The 26,627-nt window shown below is 72.0% G+C and carries 30 protein-coding genes; 15 read left to right on the top strand and 15 right to left on the bottom strand.

Annotated elements, in window-relative coordinates:
• Positions 1-18: 18 nt before the first annotated feature.
• Genes DMB42_RS24775 through DMB42_RS24755 form a run of 5 tightly spaced genes read right to left on the bottom strand, consistent with a single transcriptional unit; the run spans position 19 to position 4,031 of the window.
• Positions 19-558, bottom strand: coding sequence for a TrmH family RNA methyltransferase (locus DMB42_RS24775; protein ID WP_125637404.1), 540 nt, complete (start codon positions 556-558; stop codon positions 19-21).
• Complete coding sequence (locus DMB42_RS24770; protein WP_125637403.1) at positions 555-1,145, bottom strand: class I SAM-dependent methyltransferase; 591 nt, start codon at positions 1,143-1,145, stop codon at positions 555-557. Before DMB42_RS24770 ends, DMB42_RS24775 begins: the two co-directional genes overlap by 4 nt.
• A gap of 11 nt (positions 1,146-1,156) precedes the next feature.
• Entirely contained in the window at positions 1,157-2,104 is a 948-nt protein-coding gene (locus DMB42_RS24765; protein WP_125637402.1) for a VWA domain-containing protein, read from the bottom strand.
• A complete protein-coding gene (locus DMB42_RS24760; RefSeq protein ID WP_125637401.1) occupies positions 2,101-3,033 on the bottom strand; it encodes a DUF58 domain-containing protein in 933 nt (310 codons plus the stop codon). Before DMB42_RS24760 ends, DMB42_RS24765 begins: the two co-directional genes overlap by 4 nt.
• Positions 3,030-4,031, bottom strand: coding sequence for a MoxR family ATPase (locus tag DMB42_RS24755; RefSeq protein ID WP_125637400.1), 1,002 nt, complete (start codon positions 4,029-4,031; stop codon positions 3,030-3,032). The genes DMB42_RS24760 and DMB42_RS24755 overlap by 4 nt, the downstream gene beginning before the upstream one ends.
• A gap of 55 nt (positions 4,032-4,086) precedes the next feature.
• Here DMB42_RS24755 and DMB42_RS24750 point away from each other — a divergent pair, with 55 nt between their 5' ends.
• Entirely contained in the window at positions 4,087-4,848 is a 762-nt protein-coding gene (locus DMB42_RS24750) for a hypothetical protein (protein ID WP_125637399.1), read from the top strand.
• Positions 4,849-4,908: 60 nt separating this feature from the next.
• Positions 4,909-5,787, top strand: a complete 879-nt coding sequence (locus DMB42_RS24745; RefSeq protein WP_125637398.1) for a DUF2268 domain-containing protein — start codon at positions 4,909-4,911, stop codon at positions 5,785-5,787.
• Here the strand turns inward: DMB42_RS24745 and DMB42_RS24740 are convergent.
• Both DMB42_RS24740 and DMB42_RS24735 read right to left on the bottom strand, forming a co-directional pair.
• Entirely contained in the window at positions 5,757-6,395 is a 639-nt protein-coding gene (locus tag DMB42_RS24740) for a response regulator transcription factor (RefSeq protein WP_125637397.1), read from the bottom strand. The two genes, DMB42_RS24745 and DMB42_RS24740, sit on opposite strands and share 31 nt — an antisense overlap.
• Entirely contained in the window at positions 6,392-7,645 is a 1,254-nt protein-coding gene (locus tag DMB42_RS24735) for a sensor histidine kinase (protein ID WP_125637396.1), read from the bottom strand. The genes DMB42_RS24740 and DMB42_RS24735 overlap by 4 nt, the downstream gene beginning before the upstream one ends.
• Before the next feature lie 143 nt (positions 7,646-7,788).
• Here DMB42_RS24735 and DMB42_RS24730 point away from each other — a divergent pair, with 143 nt between their 5' ends.
• Positions 7,789-8,352: a ClpP family protease gene (locus DMB42_RS24730; RefSeq protein WP_125637395.1), complete on the top strand. Its 564-nt coding sequence runs from the start codon at positions 7,789-7,791 to the stop codon at positions 8,350-8,352.
• A gap of 1 nt (position 8,353) precedes the next feature.
• A complete protein-coding gene (locus DMB42_RS24725) occupies positions 8,354-8,971 on the top strand; it encodes an ATP-dependent Clp protease proteolytic subunit (RefSeq protein ID WP_125637394.1) in 618 nt (205 codons plus the stop codon).
• Between the two features lie 94 nt (positions 8,972-9,065).
• Here DMB42_RS24725 and DMB42_RS24720 read toward each other — a convergent pair whose 3' ends face one another.
• Positions 9,066-9,653: a TetR/AcrR family transcriptional regulator gene (locus tag DMB42_RS24720; protein WP_125637393.1), complete on the bottom strand. Its 588-nt coding sequence runs from the start codon at positions 9,651-9,653 to the stop codon at positions 9,066-9,068.
• A gap of 72 nt (positions 9,654-9,725) precedes the next feature.
• Here DMB42_RS24720 and DMB42_RS24715 point away from each other — a divergent pair, with 72 nt between their 5' ends.
• The gene (locus tag DMB42_RS24715; protein ID WP_125637392.1) at positions 9,726-10,706 is read left to right on the top strand and encodes an FAD-dependent monooxygenase; all 981 of its coding nucleotides are present in this window, start codon (positions 9,726-9,728) and stop codon (positions 10,704-10,706) included.
• 169 nt (positions 10,707-10,875) lie between these two features.
• Complete coding sequence (locus DMB42_RS24710; RefSeq protein WP_125637391.1) at positions 10,876-11,637, top strand: TSUP family transporter; 762 nt, start codon at positions 10,876-10,878, stop codon at positions 11,635-11,637.
• Positions 11,638-11,652: 15 nt separating this feature from the next.
• Here DMB42_RS24710 and DMB42_RS24705 read toward each other — a convergent pair whose 3' ends face one another.
• Together DMB42_RS24705 and DMB42_RS24700 are read right to left on the bottom strand one after the other, a co-directional pair.
• Positions 11,653-12,789 (bottom strand): MFS transporter, encoded by a 1,137-nt coding sequence (locus tag DMB42_RS24705; RefSeq protein WP_125637390.1) that lies wholly within the window; start codon positions 12,787-12,789, stop codon positions 11,653-11,655.
• Positions 12,786-13,538, bottom strand: coding sequence for a DeoR/GlpR family DNA-binding transcription regulator (locus tag DMB42_RS24700; protein WP_260477913.1), 753 nt, complete (start codon positions 13,536-13,538; stop codon positions 12,786-12,788). The genes DMB42_RS24705 and DMB42_RS24700 overlap by 4 nt, the downstream gene beginning before the upstream one ends.
• 44 nt (positions 13,539-13,582) lie before the next feature.
• Here DMB42_RS24700 and DMB42_RS24695 point away from each other — a divergent pair, with 44 nt between their 5' ends.
• The 4 genes from DMB42_RS24695 to DMB42_RS24680 are packed head-to-tail and all read left to right on the top strand — an operon-like array spanning position 13,583 to position 16,175.
• Positions 13,583-14,554 carry a YafY family protein gene (locus DMB42_RS24695; protein ID WP_125637389.1) on the top strand — a complete coding sequence of 324 codons (972 nt, stop codon included), beginning with the start codon at positions 13,583-13,585 and terminating at the stop codon, positions 14,552-14,554.
• 41 nt (positions 14,555-14,595) lie between these two features.
• Complete coding sequence (locus tag DMB42_RS24690; RefSeq protein WP_260477912.1) at positions 14,596-15,207, top strand: LysE family translocator; 612 nt, start codon at positions 14,596-14,598, stop codon at positions 15,205-15,207.
• A complete protein-coding gene (locus DMB42_RS24685) occupies positions 15,204-15,938 on the top strand; it encodes an alpha/beta fold hydrolase (protein ID WP_125637387.1) in 735 nt (244 codons plus the stop codon). Before DMB42_RS24690 ends, DMB42_RS24685 begins: the two co-directional genes overlap by 4 nt.
• A gap of 24 nt (positions 15,939-15,962) precedes the next feature.
• On the top strand, positions 15,963-16,175 hold the full coding sequence (locus DMB42_RS24680) for a hypothetical protein (protein WP_125637386.1): 213 nt from the start codon (positions 15,963-15,965) through the stop codon (positions 16,173-16,175).
• 1 nt (position 16,176) lies between these two features.
• Here DMB42_RS24680 and DMB42_RS24675 read toward each other — a convergent pair whose 3' ends face one another.
• Both DMB42_RS24675 and DMB42_RS24670 read right to left on the bottom strand, forming a co-directional pair.
• Positions 16,177-16,602 (bottom strand): SRPBCC domain-containing protein, encoded by a 426-nt coding sequence (locus DMB42_RS24675; protein WP_185844845.1) that lies wholly within the window; start codon positions 16,600-16,602, stop codon positions 16,177-16,179.
• Positions 16,599-16,913 carry a helix-turn-helix transcriptional regulator gene (locus tag DMB42_RS24670; RefSeq protein ID WP_260477911.1) on the bottom strand — a complete coding sequence of 105 codons (315 nt, stop codon included), beginning with the start codon at positions 16,911-16,913 and terminating at the stop codon, positions 16,599-16,601. The genes DMB42_RS24675 and DMB42_RS24670 overlap by 4 nt, the downstream gene beginning before the upstream one ends.
• Positions 16,914-16,999: 86 nt before the next feature.
• Between DMB42_RS24670 and DMB42_RS24665 the strand changes: the two genes are divergently transcribed.
• Positions 17,000-17,341, top strand: coding sequence for a VOC family protein (locus tag DMB42_RS24665; protein WP_125637383.1), 342 nt, complete (start codon positions 17,000-17,002; stop codon positions 17,339-17,341).
• A gap of 31 nt (positions 17,342-17,372) precedes the next feature.
• Here the strand turns inward: DMB42_RS24665 and DMB42_RS24660 are convergent, their stop codons facing one another.
• A complete protein-coding gene (locus tag DMB42_RS24660) occupies positions 17,373-18,251 on the bottom strand; it encodes an SCO6745 family protein (protein WP_221762323.1) in 879 nt (292 codons plus the stop codon).
• 97 nt (positions 18,252-18,348) lie between these two features.
• On the opposite strand from DMB42_RS24660, the gene DMB42_RS24655 reads away from it, so the two are divergent.
• Positions 18,349-18,864: a CGNR zinc finger domain-containing protein gene (locus DMB42_RS24655; RefSeq protein ID WP_125637382.1), complete on the top strand. Its 516-nt coding sequence runs from the start codon at positions 18,349-18,351 to the stop codon at positions 18,862-18,864.
• Between the two features lie 57 nt (positions 18,865-18,921).
• Positions 18,922-19,392 (top strand): pyridoxamine 5'-phosphate oxidase family protein, encoded by a 471-nt coding sequence (locus DMB42_RS24650; RefSeq protein WP_125637381.1) that lies wholly within the window; start codon positions 18,922-18,924, stop codon positions 19,390-19,392.
• A gap of 41 nt (positions 19,393-19,433) precedes the next feature.
• Here the strand turns inward: DMB42_RS24650 and DMB42_RS24645 are convergent, their stop codons facing one another.
• Positions 19,434-20,195: an SDR family NAD(P)-dependent oxidoreductase gene (locus DMB42_RS24645; protein ID WP_125637380.1), complete on the bottom strand. Its 762-nt coding sequence runs from the start codon at positions 20,193-20,195 to the stop codon at positions 19,434-19,436.
• A 125-nt stretch (positions 20,196-20,320) separates the two neighbouring features.
• Between DMB42_RS24645 and DMB42_RS24640 the strand changes: the two genes are divergently transcribed.
• Positions 20,321-22,609: an ATP-binding domain-containing protein gene (locus DMB42_RS24640; RefSeq protein WP_125637379.1), complete on the top strand. Its 2,289-nt coding sequence runs from the start codon at positions 20,321-20,323 to the stop codon at positions 22,607-22,609.
• A gap of 72 nt (positions 22,610-22,681) precedes the next feature.
• Here DMB42_RS24640 and DMB42_RS24635 read toward each other — a convergent pair whose 3' ends face one another.
• A complete protein-coding gene (locus DMB42_RS24635) occupies positions 22,682-23,134 on the bottom strand; it encodes a MarR family winged helix-turn-helix transcriptional regulator (RefSeq protein ID WP_260477910.1) in 453 nt (150 codons plus the stop codon).
• A 97-nt stretch (positions 23,135-23,231) separates the two neighbouring features.
• Between DMB42_RS24635 and DMB42_RS24630 the strand changes: the two genes are divergently transcribed.
• Complete coding sequence (locus DMB42_RS24630; RefSeq protein ID WP_125637378.1) at positions 23,232-26,462, top strand: efflux RND transporter permease subunit; 3,231 nt, start codon at positions 23,232-23,234, stop codon at positions 26,460-26,462.
• Positions 26,463-26,627 lie beyond the last annotated feature (165 nt).

Below are 26,627 nucleotides of genomic sequence, written 5' to 3'. Positions count from 1 at the left end.
CCTGGGTGAACGGTTAGGTCACGTCTGGGGGAGATTCTCCCACTCCTGGCGGCGGGCCTCGGCCAGCGCGATGGCCGCGGCCACCGACACGTTGAACGAGCCGACCCGCCCGACCTGCGGGATGTAGCACACGCCGTCGACGGCCTCCAGCAGGGCGGGGGAGCAGCCGTGGTCCTCGCTGCCGACCACGAGGCACACGTCGCGGCCGAGGTCGGCGCGGTACAGCGGCAGGGCCTCGCCGGTCAGCTCGATGGCCAGCACGGTGTAGCCGTCCTCCTTGGCGGCCTTGACCGCCTCGGTGGCCGGGACCGGCTCGTGCCAGGTGACCAGGCGTTCGGTGCCGAGCGCCGTCTTGCCCGCCTTGGGGTTGGTGGGCGGCGTGGCGTTGCCCGCCAGCCAGATCTGGTCGACGCCGAACGCCGCCGCGCTGCGGAAGATCGAGCCGACGTTGAACGGGCCCGTCACCGACTCCAGGATCAGCGCGAGCCGGTTCTCGGTGTTCCTGCGCCAGGTGCGGTTGAGCCGCTTGACGTCGGTGGGGCGCAGCTGCCTTCTCATCGGGCCACCTTCAATATGCGATAGGCGGCTCGGGAGGCCTCTCGGGAGGCCTGCCAGCCCTGCTCGCCGAGCCAGCGCTGCAGGGAGTCCGAGCCGAGGTGTTTCTGGACGACCAGGTAGGCGACGCCGTCGGGCGTCAGCCGGGAGAGCCACCTGGTGAGCATTTCGTGCAGAGCCGGCTTGCCAATCCGGATGGCGGGATTGGACCAGATGGCCCGAAATTTCACGTCATCCGGCACTTCATCGATATGCACCGGTCTTACTTTGTAAAGGCGGGCGGCCTGGGCGTTCCGCTCGGTCAGCTCCAGGCTCCGCCGGTTCACATCGACGGCCCACACCGTCGCCTCGGGCGCCCGCGCGGCCATCGTCAGCGCGATCGGGCCGTAGCCGCAGCCCAGGTCGAGCAGGTCGCCCTCCTGTGGCGGCGGCGGGACGGACTCCAGCAGCGCGCGCGTGCCGACATCGACCCGCTCGGGCGAGAACACGCCCCTGTCGGTCTCCAGCCGCAGATGGAGGTCGGGCAGGACCAGGTCGACCACGCCCGGCCTGCTCGCGGTCTCGGGTCGCTCGGAGAAGTAGTGGGCCACGTGGGAAAACGTTACGGGATCCGGGTGCCGAACAAGACCGCGGCGCCGGCCACCAGCAGCCCGAGCAGGATCGCGGCCACGATGAACCACTGGGTGATCTCCTGGCTGACCAGCTTGAACCCGAGCGAGGTGCCGATCTGCTCGTAGACGTCGCGCAGTTCGCTGCCGGACTCGGCGGTGTAGGCCCGGCCGCTGGTGCCGTCGGACAGCGACTGGAGGGTCTGCTTGTTGACCGGTACGTTCACCGGCCTGCCGTCGATGCTGACGGTGCCCTCCTGGGTGCCGTACGCGATGGTGGAGACCGGGACGCGGGCCTGCTGGGCGGCGTCGATGGCCTCGTTCACCGAGCGGCCGGAGGTGTTGTCGCCGTCGGACAGCAACACGATCGCGGCGGGCGGCGGGTCGGTGGCGGCCTGCTGGTCGAAGGAGCGCACCGAGTCGAGGGAGTTGAAGACGGCCTCGCCGATCGCGGTGCCGGGGCGGGTGGTCAGGTTGCCGATGGCGGTGACGACGGCCTGGTGGTCGGTGGTGGGGGAGATGACGACGTTGGCCGAGCGGGCGAAGGAGACCACGCCGACGTTGAAGCGGTCGGGCAGCTCCTTGGCGAAGGCCTGGGCGGCGGCCTTGGCGGCGCTGATCCGGTTGGGCTGGACGTCGTCGGCGTCCATGGACAGGGACACGTCCAGGGCGATCATGATGGTGGCCCGGTCGCGGGGGACGCGTACCTGGTCGGCGGGTTTGGCGGCGCCGACCACCAGCAGCGACATCATGACCAGGAACAGCGCGGGTGGCACGTGGCGGCGCCAGCCGGGCCCGGCGGGGGCGACGAGGTTGAGCAGGGCGAGGTTGGTGAAGCGCACGGTGTAGCGGCGGCGGGCGAACTGCGCCACGACGTATCCGGCCACGACCAGCGCCAGCAGGACGAACAGCCACAACCAGCCCGGCGCGAGAAACGTCATACGGGTCTCCGGTGGGCTACGTGGCTCATACGGCGCTGGCGCAGCACGAACTGCGCCACGTCGAACACCCAGTCCCTGTCGGTTCGCAGCACCAGGTGGGCGATCCCGGCGCGGCGCAGGGCCATCCTGGTGCCCTCACGCTGGAGGGCGGCGGCTTCTGCATATGCTTGCCGGACTTTGGGAGAAAGGTGCACTTCACGTACGTTCCCGGTCTCGGGGTCGGTGAACGCCACCCGGCCGACGTCCGGCAGCTCCAGCTCGCGCGGATCGATGATCTCCACGGCCAGCACCTGGTGGCGGGCGGCCAGGCGCCTGATCGGGCGTTCCCAGGGGCGTTCGGCGTCGGGGTCGAGCTCGGGCCGGGCGTCGAGGAAGTCGGAGACGACCAGCCGCAGGCCCCTGCGGCGGCGGGTGGCCGCCAGCACGTCGATGCCCTCGGCCAGGTCGGGGGCGTCGGGCACGGCCCCGCCGAGGGGGGCGTCCATGAGGGAGTTGAGCAGCCCGTACAGGGCCGGGCGGCCGGTACGGGCGGGCATGCGGTGGATGAACTCGTCGTGCAGCACCAGCGCGCCGAACCGGTCGCCCAAGCGGCTGGACAGGAAGCCGATCGCGCCGACGGCGGCCACGACCAGGTCGCGTTTGTCGGTGTCGGCGGTGCCGAAGTCCATGCTGGCCGACAGGTCGGCCAGCGCCCACGTCTCCAGCTCGCGGTCGGCGATCAGGTCGCGTACGTGCGGGACGGTGGTGCGGGCGGTGACCGCCCAGTCCATGCGGCGTACGTCGTCCTCGCCGGGCACGTAGACGCGGCTGTCGCCGGCCTCGCTGCCGGTGCCGGGCAGCAGCCCCTGGTGGGCGCCGTGCAGCAGGCCGTCGAGCCGCCGGGTGACGGTCAGCTCCAGCCGCCGCAGCGCCTGCTCGGCGGTGTTCAACGGTTCTGGTTCCAGACGACGAGGGGCGGCGGCACGGCGTGCAGGATCTGCTTGACCACCTGCTCGGGGTCGACGCCGTCGGCCAGGGCGTCGAAGGTCAGCATGAGCCGGTGGGACATCACGTCCACGGCGACGTCGCGTACGTCGTCGGGCAGCAGGTAGTCGCGCCCGCGCAGCAGGGCCAGCGCGCGCCCGGCCGAGACCAGGCCGAGCGTGGCGCGGGGGCTGACGCCGATCTCGATGGTCTCGGCGAGGTCGCCGAGGCCGTAGTCGGCGGGCGCGCGGGTGGACATGACCAGGCGCACCACGTAGTCGGCCACGAGCTGGTGCACCGAGACCTGCTCGGCGGCCTTCTGCAGGGCCAGCAGCCGGCCGGGGTCGAGCACCCGGCCGGGCACGGGCGGCGTGACGCTCATCCGGTGGAGGATCTCCAGCTCCTCGTGCGCGCTGGGGTGGGGTACGCGGACGCGGAACAGGAAGCGGTCGCGCTGCACCTCCGGCAGCGGGTAGACGCCCTCGGACTCGATCGGGTTCTGGGTGGCCAGCACGATGAACGGCCTGGGCAGCGGATGGGTGACGCCGGCCAGCGTGACCTGGCGCTCGGCCATCACCTCCAGCAGCGCGGACTGGACCTTGGCGGGGGCGCGGTTGATCTCGTCGGCCAGTAGGAAGTTGACGAACACCGGACCGAGCTCGACGTCGAACTTCTCGTTGGAGGGATGGAAGACGCGGGTGCCGACGATGTCGCTCGGCACGAGGTCGGGGGTGAACTGGATCCGGGCGAACGTGCCGCCCACGACGGTGGCCAGGGTGGAGGCGGCGAGGGTCTTGGCGACACCGGGCACACCTTCGAGCAGGCAGTGACCGCGGGCCAGCAGGGCCACGACCAGCCGCTCGACCATGTGCTCCTGTCCCACGATGACACGCCGGACCTCGTCGAGACTTTGACGCAGCAGTGCCGCGTCGTTTCCGCCTGGCAACTCTTCGGCGACGCTCATGACGCCATTCCACCAAACGCGCCGCGAACGTGCACGACGCCACGTCTGTGCTTTCATGGCAAACGTGGCAAGTCCCCTGCAGTACGGTGATCCGCCCCAGCTGGGGCGCTACGTCGTGCAGGCCCGCCTGCACACGGCTCCGGCCGGGTTCGTCTACCTGGGCCAGGGGCCCGACGGGCGCGCGGTGTCGCTGGGCGTGCTCACCCGGGGCGCCGCGCTGGACGCCGCGGCGCGCGACCGGTTCCTGACCGCGATCAAGGAGTCGTCGGGGCGTTCGGGCGCGCGCGGCTGGCTGGGGATCGGGCGGGCGCGCGGCTCGGTGATCGACGGCGCGCCCGAGGTGCTCGAGGTGGACGACGGGCCCGCGCCGTGGGTGGCGGTGCCGTACGCGCCGGGGCAGGCGGGGGCCGAACGGTTCCTGGAGCCGGTCATGGTGGGCGGGACGTTCATCGGGCAGGCGCACGGGCCGGACTTCGTGCCGTACTGGCTGACTGACCGCGCGCCCGCGTTGCCGGGGCCGCTGCGGCGCGCGCTGCCGCTGACCGAGACCCGCAGGCGGGTGCTGCTGGCCGCGCTGGCGCTGGCGCTGCTGCTGGTCCTGGTGACGACGATCCTGTTGTTGTTGCTGTTCGGCAGGCGCGACAGCGAGCAGATGCCGCGGCAGCTTCCGCCGACGGTGTTCGTGCCGACCCCGCCGCCGACGCCTGCGACGCCGGTGCCGCAGCCCTCCCCGTCGCAGTCGCCGTCGCCGACCCGCACCGGCCCCGGCACGCCGGGGGAGTCGCCGGGTGACGAACTGGGCGAGTCGCCGCTGTGAGTGGCTGAGCCTGTTTAAGCGTTTGAGCCTGACGTTACGTGAGGCTTTAGCGTCCCCGGCATGGAGTTCATCATTCACGACACACTCACGGCCATGGCCGACCTGCTGGCCGGGCCGCTCGCCGACCGGCCCGGGGCGCTGCGGGAGATGCTGGCGCCGATCCGGCCGGCCATCCCGGTCCCCGGGGACATCGTGGACGTCCACCACCAGGGCGCCGGCTTCCGCGTCGACGTCGAGGACCCGCGCTACCTGCCCGCCGTACGGGCGATGATCGAGGCCGACGTGCTCGGCCAGGTGCGCAGGGAGCTGGAACGGGCCTCGCGGGCGCTGAAGGACGCCCGGCAGGCCGACTCGCTCCAGGTGATGTTCGTGCTCGGCGACCCGGACAACGAGCACCTGACGAAGGTCAGCGGCGGCTACTACGGCATGGGCGGCTCACCCGGCTGGCTGTACCTGCTGGGGTGGCCGTCGGAGGAGGTCATCGGCAGGATCGCGCACTGCGCGGTGCACGAGTTCCACCACAACGTGCGCTACACCAACGTGGAGTGGGACCCGGCCCGGGTGACCGTGGGCGAGCACGTGGTGGCCGAAGGGCTGGCCGAGGCGTTCGTCCGGGAGTTGTCGGGGCCTGAGGCGATGGGCCCGTGGTCGCGGATGGTCACGGGGGAGGAGCTGGAACGCGCCCACGAGATGATCATGGACGCGTTCGACCTGCAGGGCATGTGGAACACCCCGGCGTACGTGCTGGGCGACAGCGCCGTGCGCCTGTTCGGCCAGGAACCCCGCGGCGTCCCCGACATGGCCGGGTACGCGGTGGGACTGCGCCTGGTGGACCGGGCCCTGGCCGAGCGCGGGCTGAGCGCCGCCGAGGCCACCCTGCTGCCCGCCGCGCGGCTGCTCGGCCGGGCTCAGCCGGGGGAGACGAACCCCGACTCGTAGGCGGCGATCACGGCCTGCGTACGGTCGCGCGCGCCCAGCTTGGCCAGCACGTTGCCGACGTGCGTCTTGACGGTCTCCTGGCTGACGACCAGCTCGGCGGCGATCTCGGTGTTGGACATGCCCCTGGTCATCAGCCGCAGCACGTCGCCCTCGCGGCCGGTGAGCCGGTCGATCCCGGGCACGTGGCCGCGCGGCCCGCGGCCGGCCAGGGCGCGGATGGCGGCGGGGAACAGCAGCGACTCGCCGGCCGCGACCAGCCTGATCGCCTGGATCAGGTCGTCGGGCCTGGTGCGTTTGAGCAGGAAGCCGCTGGCGCCGGCGCGCAGGGCGTCGTAGACGTGGTCGTCGTTCTCGAACGTGGTCACGACCAGCACCTTGGGCGGGTCGTCGAGCGCCACGAGCCGCCGGGTGGCCTGGATGCCGTCCACGGCGGGCATGCGGACGTCCATCAGCACGACGTCGGGACGCTCGCGGCGCACCACCGGCAGCACCGCGGCGCCGTCGGCGGCCTCGCCGACCACGCGCAGGCCCGGCTCGGCGTCGATGATGACGCGCAGGCCGGCGCGGATGAGGTCCTCGTCGTCGGCGATCACGACCTTGAGTGTCATGGGCTCGACCGTAGCGGGAGGCGGACCGACACCGTCCACCCGCCCTCGTCGGGGCCGGCCCGCAGGTCGCCGCGGAGCAGACGGACCCGTTCGCGCATGCCGCGCACGCCCCTGCCCCCGCCCCGGCCCCTGCCGCGTGCGGCGCCGGGGTTGCTGACCTCCAGCCGCAGGTCGTCGCCCTGGACGGCGGCGGCCAGGCGTACCGGGCCGTGGCCGTGCTTGATCGCGTTGGTGAGCGCCTCCTGGAGGATGCGGTAGGCCTCCCTGGAGACCACGGCGGGCACGCCGGACAGGTCGCCCACCTCCTGACGCACCTCGGCGCCGGAGGCGGCCACCAGCGTGCCGAGGTCGGCCAGCGTGGCCTGCGGGGCGCGCCGCCCGCCGTCGGGGTCCTCGCCGTGTCGGTCCCCACCGCGTCGGTCCTGGCCGCGGACGTCCTGGCCGCGGACGTCCTCGCGCAGGACGCCGAGCACGTGGTCGAGGTCCTCCAGCGCGGCGCGGGCCGACTGCTCGATGGCGGCCAGGGCGGTCCTGGCCGTGGCCGGGTCGCGGTCGAGGACGCGGCCGGCCGCGGCGGCCTGCAGGGTGACGACGCTGAGCGCGTGGCCGACCGAGTCGTGCAGCTCGCGGGCCAGCCGGTTGCGTTCGGCCAGCGTACGGGCGTGCTCCTCGGCGGCGGCCAGCCGTTCGGCGGGGGTGGGGCCGAGCAGCGGGGAGGCCAGGGCGGCCAGCAGCGCGCCCGCCCCGGCCGCGACCGCCACCAGCAGCGCCAGCGCCGTCACGCCCGCCACCGACCACAACACCGACGGCCACCCCGGCTCGGCGGTGACGCCCAGCACCGGCATGGGTTCGCCCAGGAACGGCAGGACGAGCGTGAACGCGGTGAACGGCACCACCGCCAGTGTGAACCCGCTGACCACGCCGCCGACCGCCAGGTGCAGCGTGAACCACGCGGCGGTGCGCCGCCGTTCCTGCCACGACCTGCGGGACTGGCGCGGCGGGGTCTCCACGCGCGCGCCCAGCAGCCCCTGGGCGGCGTTCACCTCCAGGCCGCGCACCGGCAGGAACAGCCCGGTCAGCGCCACCACCGGCAGCACCGCGACGAACACCCCGACCTGGATGGGCATCAGCAGGTCGGCCGCCCCGCCGTGCCACATCCCGGCCACCAGCACCCCGGCCATCATGTACGGCATCAGCAGCGCGCCGCCCAGGACGAGGCACGCCCAGCGGCGGGGGAGGTTCCTTCTCATATCCGGGATTGTATGTCGACAGTTTTTCGCGCAGGGAGTAATGCGCCCTGAGTGAAATGCGCCCCCAGCGAAAAGGGACTGGAATTCGCCGCCGCCGGGTCTAGCGTTTTTCGCAGAATTAGTCCGACAGAAAGGCGACGTCAATGATGGAGACCGCGCGCGCAGCCTGGCCTGACCAGCTCAGTCAGCGTCTGCTGAAGGAGCGCATCGTGGTGCTCGGCCAGGAGGTCGACGACGATATTTGCAACCGGCTCTGCGGTGAGCTGCTTTTGCTGGCGGCCGAAGACCCCAAGCGGGACATAACCCTCTACATCAATTCCCCGGGGGGCTCGGTCTCGGCCGGCATGGCGCTCTACGACATGATGCAGTTCGTGCCGTGCGACGTGGCGACGGTGGCGATGGGCTTCGCCGCCTCCATGGGCCAGCTCCTGCTCACCGCCGGCGCGCCGGGCAAGCGTTACGCCCTGCCCAACGCCCGCATCGTCATGCACCAGCCGCTGGGCGGCATCGGGGGCTCGGCCAGTGACATCGAGATCCAGGCCGCCAACATGCTCTACACCAAGCGCAGGATGGCCGAGATCATCGCCCACCACACGGGCCAGCCGCTCGAGCGCATCCAGGAGGACTCCGACCGCGACCGCTGGTTCACCGCGCGTGAGGCTTTGGAGTACGGGTTCGTCGACCACATCGCCGAAGGGATGAACTGACATGAGCGGTCGTTACGTTCTGCCCTCCTTCACCGAGCGCACCTCCTACGGGGTGCGGGAGATGAACCCGTACAACAAGTTGTTCGAGGACCGGGTGATCTTCATCGGCACCCCGATCGACGACACGGTGGCCAACGACGTCATGGCCCAGCTCCTGACGCTGGAGTCGCTCGACCCCGACCAGGACATCAACATGTACATCAACTCGCCGGGCGGGTCGTTCACGGCGATGACGGCCATCTACGACACGATGCAGTTCGTCCGGCCGGAGATCCACACGGTCTGCATCGGTGAGGCGTCCTCGGCGGCGGCCGTCCAGCTCGCGGCGGGCGCGCCGGGCAAGCGGGCGGCCCTGACCCACTCGCGTGTCCTGCTCCACCAGCCGGCCACCGAGGGCGGCCGGGGGCAGTCCAGCGACCTGGAGATCCACGCCAGGGAGATCCTGCGCATGCGTGACCAGCAGGAGGAGATCCTGTCCCGGCACACCGGGCGCGGGGTCCTGGAGATCAGGAAGGACATCGAGCGCGACCGCATCTTCACGGCCGAGCAGGCGCGCACGTACCGGCTGATCGACGACATCTACGCCTCCAGGAAGCGCAGCCTGACCCCGGCGCGCTGACCCATCGGCGGGCTGCCCGTCCTTGTCCTGGCCGTACGGCACGGCCACGCGGGTCGGGCAGCCCGCCGTTCTTCGTCCGTACGCCGCCTGTCGCTCAATCCTTCGGCGGGTAGACGGTGTGGACGAGGTCGCGCAGGAAGGCGTCGAGGTCGTCGAGTCCGTAGTCGGCCAGCGTCTCGGGGGGCTGGGTGAGCAGGTAGGTCAGGGCCGTGTTCAGGCACATCGTCACCGTCGCGGCGGTGCGCCGGGTGGCCGGCAGGCCGGCCGCCTCGTGGGTGCGCAGATGCAGGTCCAGGTCGGCGCGGGTGAGCCCGGCCAGGGTTTCGCGCAGCTCCGGCCGGCGCGCCGCCTCGGCGTGCAGCTCGACGTAGGCCAGGACCCTCGACCTGTTGGCCGTGACCGCCTGGTCGACCAGCCGCCGCAGGAACGCGGCCAGCCCGTCGCGCCCCCGGATCTCCTGTGCCGGCGCCGCCTGGAGATCGGCCCAGTAGCGCTCGACGCAACGTTCGGCGGCGGCCCGCAGCAGGGCGTCGCGGCTGGCGAAGTAGTTCTTGGCCGTGCCCTCCGGCAGGCCGGCCTCGCGGTCGAGCGCGCGGTGGGTCAGGCCCCTGCCGCCCTCCCGGGCCAGCACTTCGATCGCCGCGTCGCGAAGCTGGTCGCGCCGGTCCCGGTTCTCCGCCATGGCCGCCATCCTCCCAGCTTGCCGAACCACCACAACAGTGGTACCACAGTTGTGGTGAAACAAGGAGGAGGCATGGCCATGAGAGGAACCGCGGTGATCGTCGGTGCCGGGATCGGCGGGCTGGCGACGGCCGTCGGCCTGCGGCGGGCGGGCTGGGAGGTGACCGTGCTCGAACGCTGGCCGAAGATCCGTCCGGAGGGCACGGCGCTCGGCATCCGGCCGGAGGCCCAGGCGGCCCTCGACCGGCTCGGTCTGGGGGAGGAGTTGCGGCGCCGTACCGTGCCGTACCGGTCGGCGCAGATCCGCAGGCCGGACGGGCGCCGGCTGGCCGACCTCCCCCTGGAACGCGTCGAACGCAAGGGCGGCGCGCCCGTCCTGATGTTGTCCAGGGTCTCGCTGATGGAGATGCTGCTCGACGCCGTGGGTGCGACGACGGTCGAGACCGGCGCGGAAATCACGATCCCCGAGGCCCTGCGCACCCGGTACGACCTGGTCGTGGGCGCGGACGGGCTGCGCAGCACGGTCCGCGAGGCGTTCTTCGGCGACGCCGCCCGGCCGCGCTACTCCGGGATCGTGGCCTGGCGCGGCGTCGCCGGGTTCGAGCCGCCGGTCTATGGCGAGACGTGGGGCGCCGGCCAGGTGTTCGGCATCACGCCCCAGGAGCCCGGCTCGACCAACTGGTACGCCGCCGTCGCCACCCCCGAAGGGCACCGCGAGTCCCTGGAGGAACTGCGGGCCCGCTTCGCCGGCTGGCACGGCCTCGTCACCCGCGTCCTGGCCGAGGCCGACGAGGAGAGCGTGCTGCGGCACGAGATCTACGACCTGTCGCCGCGCCTGCGGTCGTTCGTCAGTGGGAACACGGTCCTGGTGGGGGACGCGGCGCACGCCATGACGCCCTCGCTCGGGCAGGGTGCCTGCCAGGCCCTTCTGGACGCCGCCGCCCTCACCTCCTGCCTGGGGGAGGCCGATGATCTGAGCTCGGCGTTGCGCCGCTACGACGGGTTGCGCAGGCGGCCGGCGCAACGGATGGTCGCCATCTGTCGAGGGCCCTGAGGAACCCCCGGCGCCTCGCCCCAAGAGCGGCCCGGCCCGGTTGTCCGGTTGTGTCTGCTGGATCCTTGTCCCCTTTCATCGGACGGAGCGATGGGGTGGGGGCCCGGTGCTGGGTGGAGGAGGGGGTTGTAGTCTTCTGGGCGTTTCTTGGGGGAAATAGGGGGTTGGCGTGCCGCTGGAGCAGGTTGTGGTGTTGCTGGCGGCAGCGGCCGGAGCCGGGTGGATCGACGCCGTCGTGGGCGGCGGCGGCTTGGTGCAACTGCCCGCCCTGCTCATGACCGGCATGCCCCCCGTCCAGGCGATGGCCACCAACAAGTTCTCCTCGGTGTTCGGCACGGCCTCGGCCGCCGTGGCCTACACGCGCTCCACCAAGATCGACCGGCAGGTGGCGCTGCCGGGCGCCGGGCTGGCCGTGCTGAGCGCCGGGTTGGGCGCCTGGGCGGCCGGGGCGATCTCGGCCGACGTGCTGCGCCCGGTCGTGATGGTGGTGCTGCTCGGGGTGGCGGCGTTCGTCACGTTGCGTCCGTCGATGGGCGCGCTGCCCCAGCCGCACCTGCGGACGAACGCCCGCGTGGTGACCGCGGTGGCCGTGGCGGGCGTGGGCGTGGCCTTCTACGACGGCATCATGGGACCGGGCACCGGCACGTTCCTCATCATCGCCTTCACCACCATCCTCGGGCTGGACTTCGTCTCCGCCTCCGCCTCAGCGAAGATCATCAACGTGGGCACCAACCTCGGGGCGCTGGCGGTGTTCGCGCTGCAGGGCCACGTGCAGTGGGCGCTCGGGCTCGGCATGGCCGTGTGCAACGTGGCGGGCGCGCAGCTCGGCGCGCGGATGGCGATCAGGCGCGGGACGGCGTTCGTCCGCATCGTGCTGTTGTGCGTGGTGGTGGCGATGGTGATCAGGCTCGGCTGGCAGCAGTTCGCCTGAGGCCCGGGACGTCCCTCAGGCGGCCGGCTCGGGGGTACGCAGCGCGGTCGCCGTCAGCGCGACGAACGCCGCCATCAGCGCCGGGACGGCCAGCGCCCGCGGCAGCCCGGCGAGCTGCGCCACCGCCCCGATGATCATCGGCCCGGACAGGAACCCCAGGTAGCCGATGGAGGCCACCCGCGCCAGCGCCCGCCCGGCGAAGGCCGGATCGCGATGCCCGGCGGCCGAGAACACCTGCGGCACGATGCACGACAGTCCCGCCCCGAAGAGGGCGAACCCGATCACCCCCGTCACCGGACGCCCGCCGAGCAGCGCCAGCCCGAGCCCCGCCGCGGCCAGCAGCCCGCAACACCGCACCAGCGCCACCGGCCCGAACCTGACCGCCAGCCGGTCCCCGGCCAGCCGCCCGGCCGTCATCGTGATCGAGAACGCGGCGTACCCGGCGGCGGCGAACCCGGCCGACGAGGCCAGGTTCTCGCGCAGGTAGACCGAGCTCCAGTCGGCCGCCGCCCCCTCGCCCACCAGGCAGCAGAAGGCCAGCACGCCGAGGAACAGGATGCCCCGGGGCCGCCCGGCCCGCCCGCCGCCGGCCGGCAGCGGGGCCGGCACCGAGCGCAGCGCCCACCGCCAGGCCCACACCGCCAGTACGGCGATCACCGCCCCGACCCACCCGAACGTCACCGACGGCGGCAGCCCCGCCTGCGCGAACACCCCGCCGGTCGTGGCCCCGGCGAACCCGCCGATGCTGTAGACGGCGTGGAAGGACGACATGAGCGGCCGCCCGTAGGCGAGTTCGACCTCGACGGCGTTGGCGTTCATGGACACGTCCAGGATGCCGTGCACGATCCCGAAGGCCAGCAGGGAGGCGGCCAGCAGGGCCAGGTTCGGGGCGTAGGCGGGCGGCACCAGCACCACGCCCTGCAGCAGGGCGGCCGGGATCATGACGCGGCTGCTGCCGTAGCGGTCGACCAGGCGGCCCACGGTCGTCATGCCCGCGACGGCGCCCGCGGCGGTGGCCAGCAGCGCCAGGCTGAGCCGTCCCGCGTCCAGGCCGAGGCCCTCCTTGATGGCGGGGATGCGGGCCGTCCAGGTGCCGATGGCCATGCCGGCCAGGAAGAACAGCAGGTAGACGGCCGTGCGTTCGCGTCTCATCCGGCCACCTCGACGATCACCCCGGCCGCGGCGAGCGCGTCGCGCTGTTCGGGCGGCACGTCCTCGTCGGTCACCACGACGTCCAGCCGGGAGATCGGGCAGACCGCGCCGAACGCCGTACGGGAGAACTTGCCCGAGTCGCAGGCCACGATCACCCGGCGGGCGGCGGCGATGGCCGCCCGTTTGACCGCGACCTCCGGAAGGTCGTGCGCGGTCAGGCCGTGCTCGGCCGACAGGCCGCAGCAGCCGATCACCGCAGTGTCGAAGCGCAGCGCCGCGATGGAGCTCTCGGTGAGCGGGCCCATGAAGTTCAGCTCGCCCTTGCGCACCTCGCCGCCGGGCAGGACCAGGCGCACCCGCGGCGCCGCGGCCAGCAGCCCGACCGCCTGCAACGCCAGCGGCAGTACGGTCAGCCGCCGCCCGGCCAGGGTGCGGGCCACCTCCAGCACGGTGGTGCCGCCGTCCAGCACCACGGCCTCCCCGTCCGCGATCAGGGCCGCGACCTGGGCGCCGATGCGTTTCTTGGCCTCCACGGCCTCCCGTTCGCGCACCCCGAACGGCGGCTCCTCGCCGCGCAGCAGCAGTGACAGCGCCCCGCCCCTGACCCGGCGGACCACGCCCTGCTGGGCCAGTTCGTCCAGGTCGCGCCTGATCGTCATCTCCGACACGCCGTGCTCCTCGGCCAGCTCGGTCACCGAGACGCTGTCCTGGGCGCGCAGGGCGTTCATGATGGCGGTCAAACGTTCCATATGTTCATACAAACACGGAAAATGTGCGCAATACAATGGCGGGTATGCGTGCCAGCCGTCTGCTCTCCCTCCTCCTGTTGCTGCAGACGCGGGGCCGCATGACCGCGCCCGAGCTGGCCGCCGAGCTGGAGGTCTCGATCCGTACGGTCTACCGGGACGTGGAGGCCCTGTCGGCGGCCGGCGTCCCGGTCTACGCCGACCGCGGACCGGCCGGCGGCTACCAGCTCCTGGACGGCTACCGCACCCGGCTCACCGGGCTGACGGCCGAGGAGGCGTCCTCCCTGTTCCTGGCCGGGCTGCCCGGCCCCGCCGCCGAGCTGGGCCTGGCCGAGGTGGCCGCGACCGCCGAGCTGAAACTGCTGGCCGCGCTGCCGCCCGAGCCGCGCTCGCACGCCTCCCGGATGCGCGAACGTTTCCTGCTGGACGTGCCCGGCTGGTACCGCTCGGCCGACGACGTGCCGCACCTGAGCGAGGTGGCCGAGGGGGTGTGGGAGCAGCGGCCGCTGCATATGACCTACCGGCGCTGGGGCAGGAAGGAGGTCGACCGGGTGATCCACCCGTACGGGCTGGTGCTCAAGGGCGGCTCCTGGTACCTGGTCGCCGCGCCGCCCGAGGGCTCCCCGCGCACCTACCGGGTCTCGCGCATCCTCACGATCGACCAGCTTCCCGGACATTTCCGCAGGCCGGAGGGGTTCGACCTGACGGCGTTCTGGCGTGAGTACGCCAAGGAGTTCCGCGAGCGCATGTACACCACCGAGGCCGTCATCCGGCTGGCCCCGGGGCGGGAGGACATGCTGGCGTACACGATGGGGTCGGACGTGGTCACGGCGGCGCTGGCCGCGGCGGGCGAGCCCGACCCCGAGGGGTGGCGGGTGCTCACGGTGCCGGTCGAGTCGATCACGCACGCGCGCTGGCTGCTGCTGCGCATGGGGGCCGATGTCGAGGTGCTGGAACCCGCCGACCTGCGGATACTGATGGCCGAGGCGGTGGCCGGCCTCAGCAAGCTGTACGGATAAAGCAGGAGAGACTAGGACAAACTTCTGCCATGATGCCTGCCATGTATGTGTTAGCTTTCATCGGCGCGTGCTTCCTGGTGGCCATGGTCCCAGGCGTGAGCACGGCCATCATCCTGCGCCAGACCCTGCGGTCCGGGCGCGGCTCGGGGTTCGCCGCCACGGTGGGCAACGAGACCGGCATCCTGCTGTGGGGGCTGGCCGCCGCGTTCGGACTGTCTGCGTTGCTGGTGGCCTCGCAGGTCGCCTATGACGTGATGCGCGTCACGGGCGCCGTGGTGCTGGTCGTGATGGGCGTCCAGGCACTGTGGCAGGCGCGCAAGGGCTCGCCCCCCGTGGAGGTGGAGGCGGTGGCCGGGGTGCGCGGGGCGTACCTGGCCGGGCTCGGCACCTGCATGGCCAACCCCAAGGCGGCGGTGTTCGCGATGTCGTTCCTGCCGCAGTTCGTGCCCGCCGGGCAGAACGTGCCCCTGACCCTGGTGACGCTCGCCGTCGTGTGGGTCCTGGTGGACACCGTCTGGTACGGCCTGCTCATCTGGACGGTCGCCAAGGCCAAGGCCTTCCTCGGCCGCCCGTCCGTCAAGCGGCGCCTGGAGCAGATCTCCGGCGTCGTCCTCATCGCACTCGGCGTGCGACTGGTTGTGGAGGCACGATGACCATCTGGTACGAAGAGGCCGGCACCGGCGACCCCGTCGTGCTGCTGCACTCGACGGCGGCCGACTCCGGCATGTGGGACGGCGTCTGGCAGGAACTGACCGCCCGGCACCGGGTGATCAGGGTGGACTTCCGCGGCTACGGCCGCACCCCGCTGCGCGCGGACGGCCCGTACAGCGACTCGGGGGACGTGGCGGACCTGATGGCCGAGCTGGGCGTCGAGCGCGCGGCGCTGGTCGCCGCCTCCGGCGGCGGGATGGCGGCACTGGAGCTGGCCGCCGCCGGGCGGGCCACGCGCCTGGTGCTGCTCAACTCCCTGGCTCCGCTGACGCCCACGCCCGACCTGCGGGCGTTCTGGGACGAGGAGAACCGCCTGCTGGAGGCCGGCGACGTGGCGGGCGCGGCCGAGCTGAACGTGCGCACCCTGCTCGGGCCCGACGCGGACGACGAGGCGCGCGGACGGCTGCTGGAGATGCAGCGCCACGCCCTTGAGGTGCAGCTCGCCGCCCACCCCGGCCCGGAGCAGATCGAGCACGAGGTCGACCTGGCCCGCATCGACGTGCCCGCGCTGGTCGTCTCCGGCGTGCTCGACCTCACCTTCTTCCGCGAGGGCGCCCGCCACCTGGCGGCCACGCTGCCCCAGGCGCGGCTGGTCGAGCTGGACTGGGCCGGTCACCTGCCGGCCATGGAACGTCCGAAGGAGATCGCCGACCTGCTCCTGGATCACCTTTAGAGGCTCCTGGACTACCTTTAGGGCATGACGAACGACCTGGCGTCCCTGATGCGGCAGGCGCAGGACGACGATCCGCTGCTGGCCCTGCGCGCCACCACGGCGCTGCGCCGCGAGGTCGAGCGCCTGGAGGCCGTCCAGGTGCGGCGGGCCAGGGTGGCGGGCCTGGCCTGGGCGCTGATCGCCGACGCGATCGGCGTCAGCAAGCAGGCCGTGCACAAGAAGTACGGCCGCCGCTGACTCACGCCTCGGGCCACCGCGCGGCGAACCAGCTCAGGACGATGTTCCAGGAGTAGCCGCGGCGGATGCGCCCGGCCACGTCGGGCGGCAGGGTGTCCAGGCCGCGGTGTTCGAGCAGGACCTCGGTGCCGTCCTCGACCGCGGTGAAGGCCACCTCGATCTCCATCCGGCCGTCCGGGTTGAGCAGGTCGGCCCAGACCACGCGGTGGGGCGGCTCCCAGCGGACGATCCGGCCCATGTCCACGTGCCCGCCGTCGTCCCACAGTTCGCGCAGGTGGCCGTCCTCGAAACGGATGGCCACCGCGCGATCGGGGTCGATCCAGCTGTGGCGGCCGCGTACGTACCACTGGTCGATCTCGTCGGTGAACAGCCGGAAGGCCGTGGCGGGATCGACGGGCACGGTGACGGTCGCCCTGACCGCGTTCACCGCCCGCGCTCCACGTGCTCCTTGAACGAGCCGAGCTGCTCGGCCCAGAACGCCTGCACCTGGTCCAGCCACGCCTGCAAGGCGGTGAACGGCTCCTGGCGCAGGGTGTAGAGCCGCAGCCGGGCGTCGGCGCCCCCGGCCTCGGCGCGGACCAGCCCGCCGGCCCGCAACACGCGCAGGTGCCTGCTGAGCGCGGGGGCGCTCATCTGTACGGCCTGGGCCAGTTCGCCGGCCGGGCGCGGCCCGTCGCGCAGCAGGTCGATCACCTTGCGCCTGGTGGGGTCGGCGAGGGCGGCCAGGGTCGCGTCCAAGTCGTTAACGTTGCTGTTAATTATTGCCCACTTCCGTTATGGTGTGAGTCCTTAACGTTGAAGGCAATTATTGCGGAGGGCCGTACATGAGTGTCGAGCTGGGTTACTACACCCTGTCCGTACGGGACCTGGAGCTGGCGGCGGCCTTCTACGGGCCGCTGTTCGGCTGGGAGTTCAGGCGCGAGCACGAGACCTACCTGCACGTCACCAACACTGCCGTGCCGATGGGCCTGCGCGCCGGCGGCCCATCCTCGCAGCCGAACCTCTACTACCACGTACAGGACATCGACGCCGCGGTCGAGCAGGTGCGCGAGCTCGGCGGCACGACCGGCGAGGTGTACGAGAGCAAGTCCGGCCGCGGCTGCACCTGCACCGACGACCAGGGCACCGAGATCAGCCTGTGGCAGCCCGCCCCCGGCTTCGACTGATCCCGGTTTCGGCTGATCGCAGCCGTCCGGCTCAGTCGGGGGCCTTGACCGTGGTGATGCCCAACGTGCTGGTCATGGGCAGCAGCCCGGCCTTGAAGATCGCGCCCAGCAGCGGCGCGCCGAGCCCGGCCAGCCGGTCCGCGTGTTCCTCGCCGAGCTCCCGCCAGGGCTGGGCGGCCAGCTCGTCGGTCAGGCGTTCCACCTGGTCGCGCAGCGCCCGGCCGCGTTCGGTGGCCTGGCCGTCGGCGTCGACCAGGCCGCGCGCGGCCAGTCGTTCGGCGGCCTCGGCCCACTCCTGGTCGTTCCAGCCGCGTCCGGCGAAGTTCTCCGGTGGCGCGGCGCCGATCGCGGCGAAGGACACCAGCGACTCGCACGGGTCCAGCCCGGCCGTCAGCAGCGCCGCCACGTGCCCGTCGCCGCGGTGCTCGCGCAGCACGGTCGCGGCGTGCCACAACACCAGGTGCGGTTCGTCGGGCCAGGGCAGGTCGAGGTTGGCCGCGGTGAACGGCCGCCCCGCGACCTCCGCGCTCTCGGCGGCCCGCCGGGCCAGCCCGGCTGCCTCGGCGAGCTCCGGCCCGCCCACCCCGGCGGCGAGCAGCGCGCGGTAGGTACGGTCGACCGCCGTCAGCCGGGCCTCCAGCACCCGCTCGGGCGCGGCGACCTCCCACACGCCCGGCACGTGCTCGCCGACCGTGCGCGGGCTGAAGCTGTAGTACGCCGCGGTCGCCAGATGCGCGCCCGCGCGGCCGAGCGGCGCGGTGCGGTAGGCGAAGTAGCTCGGCCAGCGTGACTCCACGTCGTAGCCGAGGGCCGCGGCCTCGGCGAACGCCTCGGGTGCGAAGTACAGCACGGCGTGCAGGGGCTCAAGCTGGTGCCACATGCGGCGGGAAAGTCTCGACGATGCGCTCACGACGAACACCTCACTGTCTAGATAAGCTTCGGCAGTGACGATAGACGCGTGGCACATCACTGGTCAATCTCAAATAGACAGTTATGTTGGGAGGTGGGTGGATCTGGCGGTGCTGCTGGTCAACGAACTGGCCGTCACGCGGGCGCGCGGCCGTACCACCGGCGTGCCCGAGGACCGGCGGGCCGCGCTCGACGCCGCCTTCGCCGAGCGCGGCTGGACGCCGAGCCGGGCGCTGACCGGTTCCGACGCCGACCGCCTGGCCGGGGTGGCCGCCGAGCTGCACCCCGCCTTCACCGCCGGTCCCGACGCGACCGCCGCGCTGAACCAGGCCCTGGTACGGCACGGCGCGGTGCCCAACCTGCACGGCGACCCACCCGTCCTGGCCTTCCACGGCCCCGGCGCCGACCTGGTGGACGCCTGGGCGGCCGACACCGCCACGGCACTGGCCATGGTGATCGGGGTCGGCCAGGGAGTACGGCTGCGCTCGTGCGAGGCGGCGGCGTGCGAGCTGGTCTTCTTCGACGTCACCCGCAACGCCTCGCGCCGGTTCTGCGGCCTGTCCTGCCAGAATCGCGCCAAGGCCAGCGCCTACCGCGCCCGCCGCCGTGCCTGACCTTTGGGCCCGGGGGACCGGCCGGGTTCTGTCGGTGGCGGCGGGCAGGATGAGGGCATGGGTTCATGGCAGGAGTTCGAGCAGCAGGCGCCCGCGCTGGCCGCGGCGGCGCGCCGGCTGATGGACCGGCGCAGGCACAAGGTGCTGGCGACGCTGCGCAGGGACGGCTCGCCGCGGGTGAGCGGCGTGGAGACGCAGTTCAAGGACGGGGAGTTGTGGTCGGGCTCGATGCCGGGCGCGGTCAAGGCCCTCGACCTGCGGCGCGATCCGCGCATGGCGATCCACGTGAGCGCCGACGATCCCGACGAGGGTGATCCGTCGTCGTGGGAGGGCGACGTGAAGCTGGCCGGGCGGGCGGTGGAGGTCCTCGACCCGGCGGTGCTGGCCGCCTTCGAGCTGCCCGACGGCGGGTCCCACCTGTTCCGGCTGGAGCTGACGGAGGTGGTGCGCACGTGGGTCGAGGGCGACGAGCTGGTCATCGAATCGTGGCGCGAGGGCGTGGGTGTACGCCGGTTCCGCCGTAAGTGATCTACAACGTAAAGGCGTCGGGCCGGCACGAAAGCGGGCTGTCAGTGCACGGAGAAACCGCCGTCGACGAAGAGCATCTGGCCGGTGACGAACGCGCTCGCCTCCCCGGCCAGGAACACCGCCGCGCCCGCGAAGTCGCCGGGCAGGCCGTTGCGGCCGGTCATGTGGCGGGCGGCGAGCTCCTCGACGCGGCCGGGCACCGCCTGGGCGGGCTCGGTGAGCGGGGTGAGCACGAACCCGGGGATGATCGTGTTGACGCAGACGCCGCGGGCCGACCAGGCCTCGGCCTGGGAGCGGGTGAGGCCGGCGACGGCGGCCTTGGCGGCGCCGTACACGCCGCTGTCGCCGAAGGCGCTGATGGTCTGCTGGGAGCCGATGTTGATGATGCGTCCCCAGCCGCGGGCGGCCATCCTGGGGCCGTGGTGCTGGCCAAGCAGGTAGGGGGCGGTCAGGTGCACGGCGACGGTCTGCTCGTAGTCGCCGGGGGTGAGCTCGGCCATGGGTTTGCGGATGTTGTTGCCGGCTGCGTTGACCAGGATGTCGATCTCTCCGGCGGTGGCGCAGAGGCGGGCCAGGTCGTCGCGGTCGTGCAGGTCGGCGGCGATGCCGGTGACGGTGACGCCGTGGGCGTGCAGCCGGTCGGTGGCCTGTTCGAGCTGGGCGGGCCGGCGGGCCGCGAGCACGACCTCGGCTCCGGCGCGGCCGATCGCCTCGGCCATGGCGAGCCCGATCCCGGAGCTGCCGCCGGTGACGAGCGCGCGCCGGCCGTGGAGGGAGAACAGGTCGCGTAGATAGTCCGGCATGACCGCTCAAGCTAGCACGCGGGCGCGGGGAGTCGGTTGCCGGGACACCGAAGGAGGGCTAAGCTCGTAGGCTCGACACGCAGAACGTCGATTCCACAAGCATCCCGTTAGGAGTATAGCACGGAATGGCGAATCGTCAAGATGGTCTCGCGGAAGCCCTTGACAACGAGCAGCGCACGGTCCAGCGCCTGTACGCCAGGCTCGACGCGGCAAGGGAACGCGCGCAGGCGGCCCTGCGCCAGGTCTACGCCGGGGGCGGCGCGCTGGGCGGCAGCCGGCAGGCGATGGTCGAGCGCGAGGTGGCGGCCTCGGAGCAGGCGCGGCGGCTGGCCCAGCTCAACGCCGTCGAGCGCGGCCTGTGCTTCGGCCGGATCGACGACTCCGGCGGCGCGAGCACGTACGTCGGCAGGATCGGGCTGCGCGACGAGGATCACGAGTCGGTGCTGATCGACTGGCGGGCCCCGGCGGCGCGCCCGTTCTACGTGGCCACCGCCACCGACCCCGGCGGCCTGGTCCGCCGCCGGCACCTGCACCTGAAGGACCGTGCGGTGGTCGGCATCGACGACGAGGTGTTCGACCTGGAGGGCATGTCCGACGGCGACCGGCGCACGCTGGTGGGGGAGGCGGCGCTGCTGGCCGCGCTGCGGCGGGGCCGTACCGGCCGGATGGCCGACGTGGTGGCCACCATCCAGATCGAGCAGGACCGGGTGATCAGGTCCGGGCTGCAGGGGGCGCTGGTGGTGCAGGGCGGGCCGGGCACCGGCAAGACGGTCGCGGCGCTGCACCGGGCCGCCTACCTGCTCTACACCCACCGCGACACGCTGGAGCGGCGCGGCGTGCTGGTGGTGGGGCCCAATCCGATGTTCCTGCGCTACATCGGGCAGGTGCTGCCGGCGCTGGGGGAGACGCAGGTGGTGATGGCCACGGTGGGTGAGCTGTTCCCGGGCGTGCGGGCGGTGGCCGCCGATCCGCCGGTGACCGCGGTGGTCAAGGGCGACCTGCGGATGGCCGAGGTGGTGGCCGCCGCGGTGGCCGACCGGCAGCGGGTGCCGGCGGGTGATCTGGAGGTCGAGCTCGACGGCCTGCGGCTGCGGGTGCCGCATGGCGTGTGCGCCCGGCTGCGCGAGCGGGCGCGCGCGGTGCGGCTGCCGCACAACATGGCACGCAAGCTGTACGTGACGGAGCTGCTGAAGGAGCTGGCCAGGGCCGAGGCGCGGGCGCTGGAGGAGTCGCTGCACCTGGAGGAGCTGGCGGTCGACGACCCGGAGCTGGCCGAGCCGCTGGACCTGGAGGGCGACCTGGACGAGGTGGACATCGCGCTGGCGGCCGAGCGGCTGTGGGGGGAGGAGCCGGTACGGCGGGCGGTGTCGGAGTTGTGGCCGGAGCTGACGCCGCAGGAGCTGGTCGCCGGCCTGCTGTCCTCGCCGGAGACGTTGTGGGCGGTGTGCCCGCCGGGTCTCGACTGGACGCCGCTGGTGCGTCCGCGCGAGTCTCCGTGGACGGTGGGCGACGTGCCGCTGCTGGACGAGGCGGCCGAGCTGCTGGGCCGGGACGACTCGGCCGACCGGGTGGCGGCGCGCCGCGCGGGGGAGGAGTGGGCCGAGCAGGAGCTGTACGCCCGTGAGGTGCTGGAGACCACCGGCCTGCTGGAGGGCGGCGTCTTCGACAAGGCCGACGTGCTGGCCGAGCGGCAGGCCGACGACGGCGGGGGCCTGACGACGGCCGAGCGGGCGGCGGCCGACCGCACGTGGGCGTACGGGCATGTGATCGTGGACGAGGCGCAGGAGTTGTCGCCGATGGCCTGGCGGACGGTGATCAGGCGGGTTCCGGCGCGGTCGCTGACCGTGGTGGGCGATCTGGCCCAGACGGGGTCGGCGGCGGGGGCGCGGTCGTGGGGCGAGGTGCTCGACCCGTACCTGGAGGGGCGCTGGCGGGAGGAGCGGTTGCTGGTCAACTACCGTACGCCGGTGGAGATCATGCTGGTGGCGGCCGACGTGCTGGCGGCGGTGGCGCCGTGGCAGGAGCCGCCGGAGTCGGTGCGGGACGGCGGCGACGAGCCGCGCGCGGTGCGGCTGCCGGTCGGGGAGCTGCCGGGGCTGGTCGCGGCGGAGCAGGCCGAACTGGGCGAGGGCCGGTTGGGGATCATCACGCCCGACGCGCTGCACGCGGGCGTGGCGGAGCTGTTCCCGGGGGCGGAGGACCTGGACGCGCCAGTGGTGGTGCTGACGGTGAACCAGGCCAAGGGGCTGGAGTTCGACGGGGTGGTGGTGGTCGAGCCGGCGGGCATCCTGGAGCAGTCGCCCATGGGCGGCCACGACCTGTACGTGGCGGTGACGCGCGCCACCCGGCGGCTGACGGTGGCGCACGAGGACGATCTTCCGCCGATGTTGTCCCGCTTGAAATCTACAATGTAAAGCCGCTCGGACCGGGAAATTTCCCGGTAATTCACCAAAAAGGCAGCCCCGGCCGGGAGAACGCCGGCCGGGTCAGTCGTTGTAGAGCTTGTCGGCGACCTCGCGCATGCGGCGCGTGACGAGGTCGAGGGCACGCAGGGTCTCGGTGTCGAGGTGGGACATGATGCGCTTGTAGTGTCTGAGGCCGGCGTCGTTGATCTCGGCGATCAGTGTGGCGCCGGCGGGGGTGAGCTCGACCCGGCGCACGCGGCGGTCGCTGGGATCTTCGTGCCGGCTGACCAGGCCCTGGGCGACCAGGCGGTCGACGATGCCGGTGACGGTGCCGAGGCCGACGCCGAGGGTGTGGGCGAGATCCTGGCCTGAGGCCGAGCCGTTCGTCGAGAGCCGCATGACGACGCGGAGCTGGCGGATGGTGAGGTTGGAGCTGAACAGGGGCGACTGGTGCTGTGTGAACAGTCGTCCCAGGTCGTGTTGTGTGTCGTTGATCCGGCGGATCAGGTCTTCGCGTTCGTCGTTCACGCTCACCTCTCGCTTCCTGAGAAGGTTATCAGGAAAGTCGCATCACGCTAAATATTCGTGCAAGGCAAAGTGTTAGTCTGGGGCGAACTTTGGAGGGGAGCCTATGACCGCTTTCGCCCGGTTGAGTCTGGTCAACCGCAGTCTTGTGATCATGATCGCGGTGGTGATCACGGCCTTCGGCGCGTTCACGATCCCGCAGTTGAAGCAGCAACTTCTGCCGTCCTTGGCGTTTCCGGGCGCGTTCGTCATCGCGCCCTTCCCCGGCGCCTCGCCGGAGATCGTCGAAGACCAGGTGACGAAGCCGATCGAGGACTCCTTCCAGGGGATTCCCGGCATGGAGCAGATGACCTCCACGTCGAAGGAGGGCATGGCCCAGATCCAGGTGGCCTTCGAGTACGGCACCGACATCGAGGCCTCGCTGAACAAGATGCAGCAGGCCGTCAGCCGGATCGCGCTCCCGCAGGGTGTCGATCCGCAGGTGGTGGCGGGCAACACCGACGACATCCCGGTGCTGGTGCTGGCGGTGGGCGACGGCGGCGACGAGCGGGCGATGGCCGACAAGCTGCGCCGGATCATGGTGCCGGAGTTGCAGAGCGTGGAGGGGGTGCGCGAGGCCACGGTCACCGGCACCCGCGACGAGGTCGTCACGATCGAGCCGGACGTCAAGAAGATGGCGCTGGCCGGGGTGTCGGCGGCGCAGATCCCCGAGGTGCTCAAGGCCAACGGCACGCCGATCCCGGCGGGGTCGCTGACCGCCGATGGCAGGTCGCTGACCGTCCAGGTGGGGGCGCGGGTCGACTCGCTGGAGAAGCTGAAGAACCTCTACCTGACCCCCGTCCAGCCGCAGGCCGCCCAGCCCTCGCAGCCTCAGCAGCCCTCCCAGCCTCAGGGCCGCCCGCAGGCCGGGCAGCCGGCTCAGACGGGCCGGACGGCCGTGCCGCAGCAGCCGGTCAGGCCCAAGCCGCTCAAGCCGGTCAAGCTCGGTGACGTGGCCGAGATCAAGCGCGGGCTGGCCGACGCCTCGACGATCACCCGTACCGACGGCAAGACGAGCCTCGGCCTGTCGGTGACGATGACGCCCGACGGCAACGCGGTGACGATCTCCCACGAGATCCGCGAGAAGCTGCCGGAGCTGACGCGGTCGCTGGGCGACTCCTCCGACACGCAGGTGTCGGTGGTGTTCGACCAGGCGCCCTACGTTGAGGAGTCGATCGAGAACCTGACCACCGAGGGCCTGCTGGGTCTGGCGTTCGCGGTGCTGGTCATCCTGGTGTTCCTGCTGTCGGTGCGTTCGACGCTGGTGACGGCGGTGTCGATCCCGCTGTCGGTGGTGATCGCGCTGATCGTGTTGTGGGCGGGCGACTACTCGCTCAACATGCTGACGCTGGGCGCGCTGACGATCGCGGTGGGCCGGGTGGTCGACGACTCGATCGTGGTGCTGGAGAACATCAAGCGCCATCTCGCTTACGGCGAGGCCAAGTTGCAGGCGATCCTCACGGCGGTGCGTGAGGTGTCGGGGGCGGTGACGGCCTCGACGCTGACGACGGTGGCGGTGTTCGCGCCGATCGCGATCGTGGGCGGCATGGTGGGCGAGCTGTTCCGGCCGTTCGCGGTGACGGTGGCGGTGGCGTTGCTGGCCTCGCTGGTGGTGTCGCTGACGGTGGTGCCGGTGCTGGCGTACTGGTTCCTCAAGGCTCCGGCGTTGTCGCCGGAGGAGGCGCGGGCCCAGCGCGAGGCGGCCGAGGCCAAGGAGCTGCGCAGTCCGTTGCAGCGGGCGTACCTGCCGGTGCTGCGGTTCGCCACGCGGTTCAAGCTGGTGACGGTGCTGATCGGCGTGGCGGTGTTCATCGGGACGATGGGCCTGGCCGGCGGGCTGCGGACGAACTTCCTGGACTCCTCCGGCCAGAACACGATCTCGCTGACGCAGAAGATGCCGGTGGGCACCGACCTGGCCACGACGGACAAGGCCGCCGCGAAGGTGGAGGGCGTGCTGTCGGGTGTGTCGGGGGTGGAGACGTACCAGGTGAACGTGGGTGGCGGCAACGCCATGCAGGGTGGCGTGGGCGGCGGCGCGGACCGGGCGTCGTTCTCGGTGACGGTCAAGGACGGCGCCGACCCGGCGAAGGTGGAGCAGCAGCTCCGGGAGAAGATCACGGGCCTGTCCGGGGTCGGTGAGGTGACCGTGGGCGGCTCGGGTGGCGGCGGGTTCTCCTCCGACACCGTCAGCGTGATCGTCCAGGCGCCCGACGCCGAGACGCTGCGTACGGCGACCGACTCGGTCAAGAGCGCGATGGGCGGGGTGAAGGGCCTGCGGGACCTGTCGTCCAACCTGGAGGCCAGCGCTCCGCGTATCGAGGTCGCGGTGGACCGGGAGAAGGCGGCGGCCAAGGGGCTGTCGGAGGCGCAGGTGGGTCAGGCGGTGGCGCAGGCCTTCCGCGGCGCGCCGCTGGGCCAGATCACCCTCGACGGGCGCAGCAGCGACCTGGTGCTGCGCGGTGCCGATGCTCCCGAGGACATCAAGGCGATCGAGAACCTGAAGCTGCCGACCGCGGCGGGGCTGGTGAAGTTGTCGTCGGTGGCCGAGGTGGAGCAGGTGGCCGGTCCGACGCAGGTGACCAGGATCGACGGTGAGCGTTCGGCGACGGTGTCGGGCAAGGTCGAGGCGGCTGACCTGGGCACTGTGACGCAGGAGCTGACGACGAAGATGGAGTCGGTGACGCTGGCCTCGGGTGCCCGCTACGAGATCGGCGGCGCCTCGGCCGACCAGGCCGACGCGTTCTCCGACCTGGGCATCGCGATGCTGGCGGCGATCGCGATCGTGTTCATGATCATGGTGGCGACGTTCCGGAGTTTCGTGCAGCCGCTGATCCTGCTGGTGTCGATCCCGTTCGCGGCGACCGGCGCGGTGGGGCTGCTGGTGGCGACCGACACCGCGATGGGCGTGCCGGCGCTGATCGGCATGCTGATGCTGATCGGCATCGTGGTGACGAACGCGATCGTGCTGATCGACCTGATCAACCAGTACCGGGAGCAGGGGCTGGGGGTGGTCGAGGCGGTGATCGAGGGCGGCCGGCGCAGGTTGCGGCCGATCCTGATGACGGCGGTGGCCACGATCTGCGCGCTGACGCCGATGGCGCTGGGGGTGACCGGATCGGGCGGGTTCATCTCGCAGCCGCTGGCGATCGTGGTGATCGGCGGTCTGGTGACCTCGACGCTGCTGACGCTGGTGCTGGTTCCCACGTTGTACACGGTGGTGGAGCGGACGAAGGAGCGGATGCGGCGCAAGCCGTCGGCTCCCAAGCACGAGGCGAAGGTGCTCACGCCGACGCCGTGAACATGACTCCCCGGCGCCGACCTCATGCGGCGCCGGGGCGGTTCGGTCAACCCGGCCCCCGGGCCGGGAGACGTCCGGCAAAAGGCTTCCAGTGGACAATCCTGGAGGCCTTCTCCCACGTCGAATCGGGGATGGCCAAGGCGATCCTCGTCTGGAAGTACTCGC

Origin of the sequence: Nonomuraea sp. WAC 01424 (genome assembly GCF_003947315.1) — a bacterium.
Taxonomy (GTDB): domain Bacteria; phylum Actinomycetota; class Actinomycetes; order Streptosporangiales; family Streptosporangiaceae; genus Nonomuraea; species Nonomuraea spiralis.
This window is presented reverse-complemented; position numbering and strand designations above follow the sequence as displayed.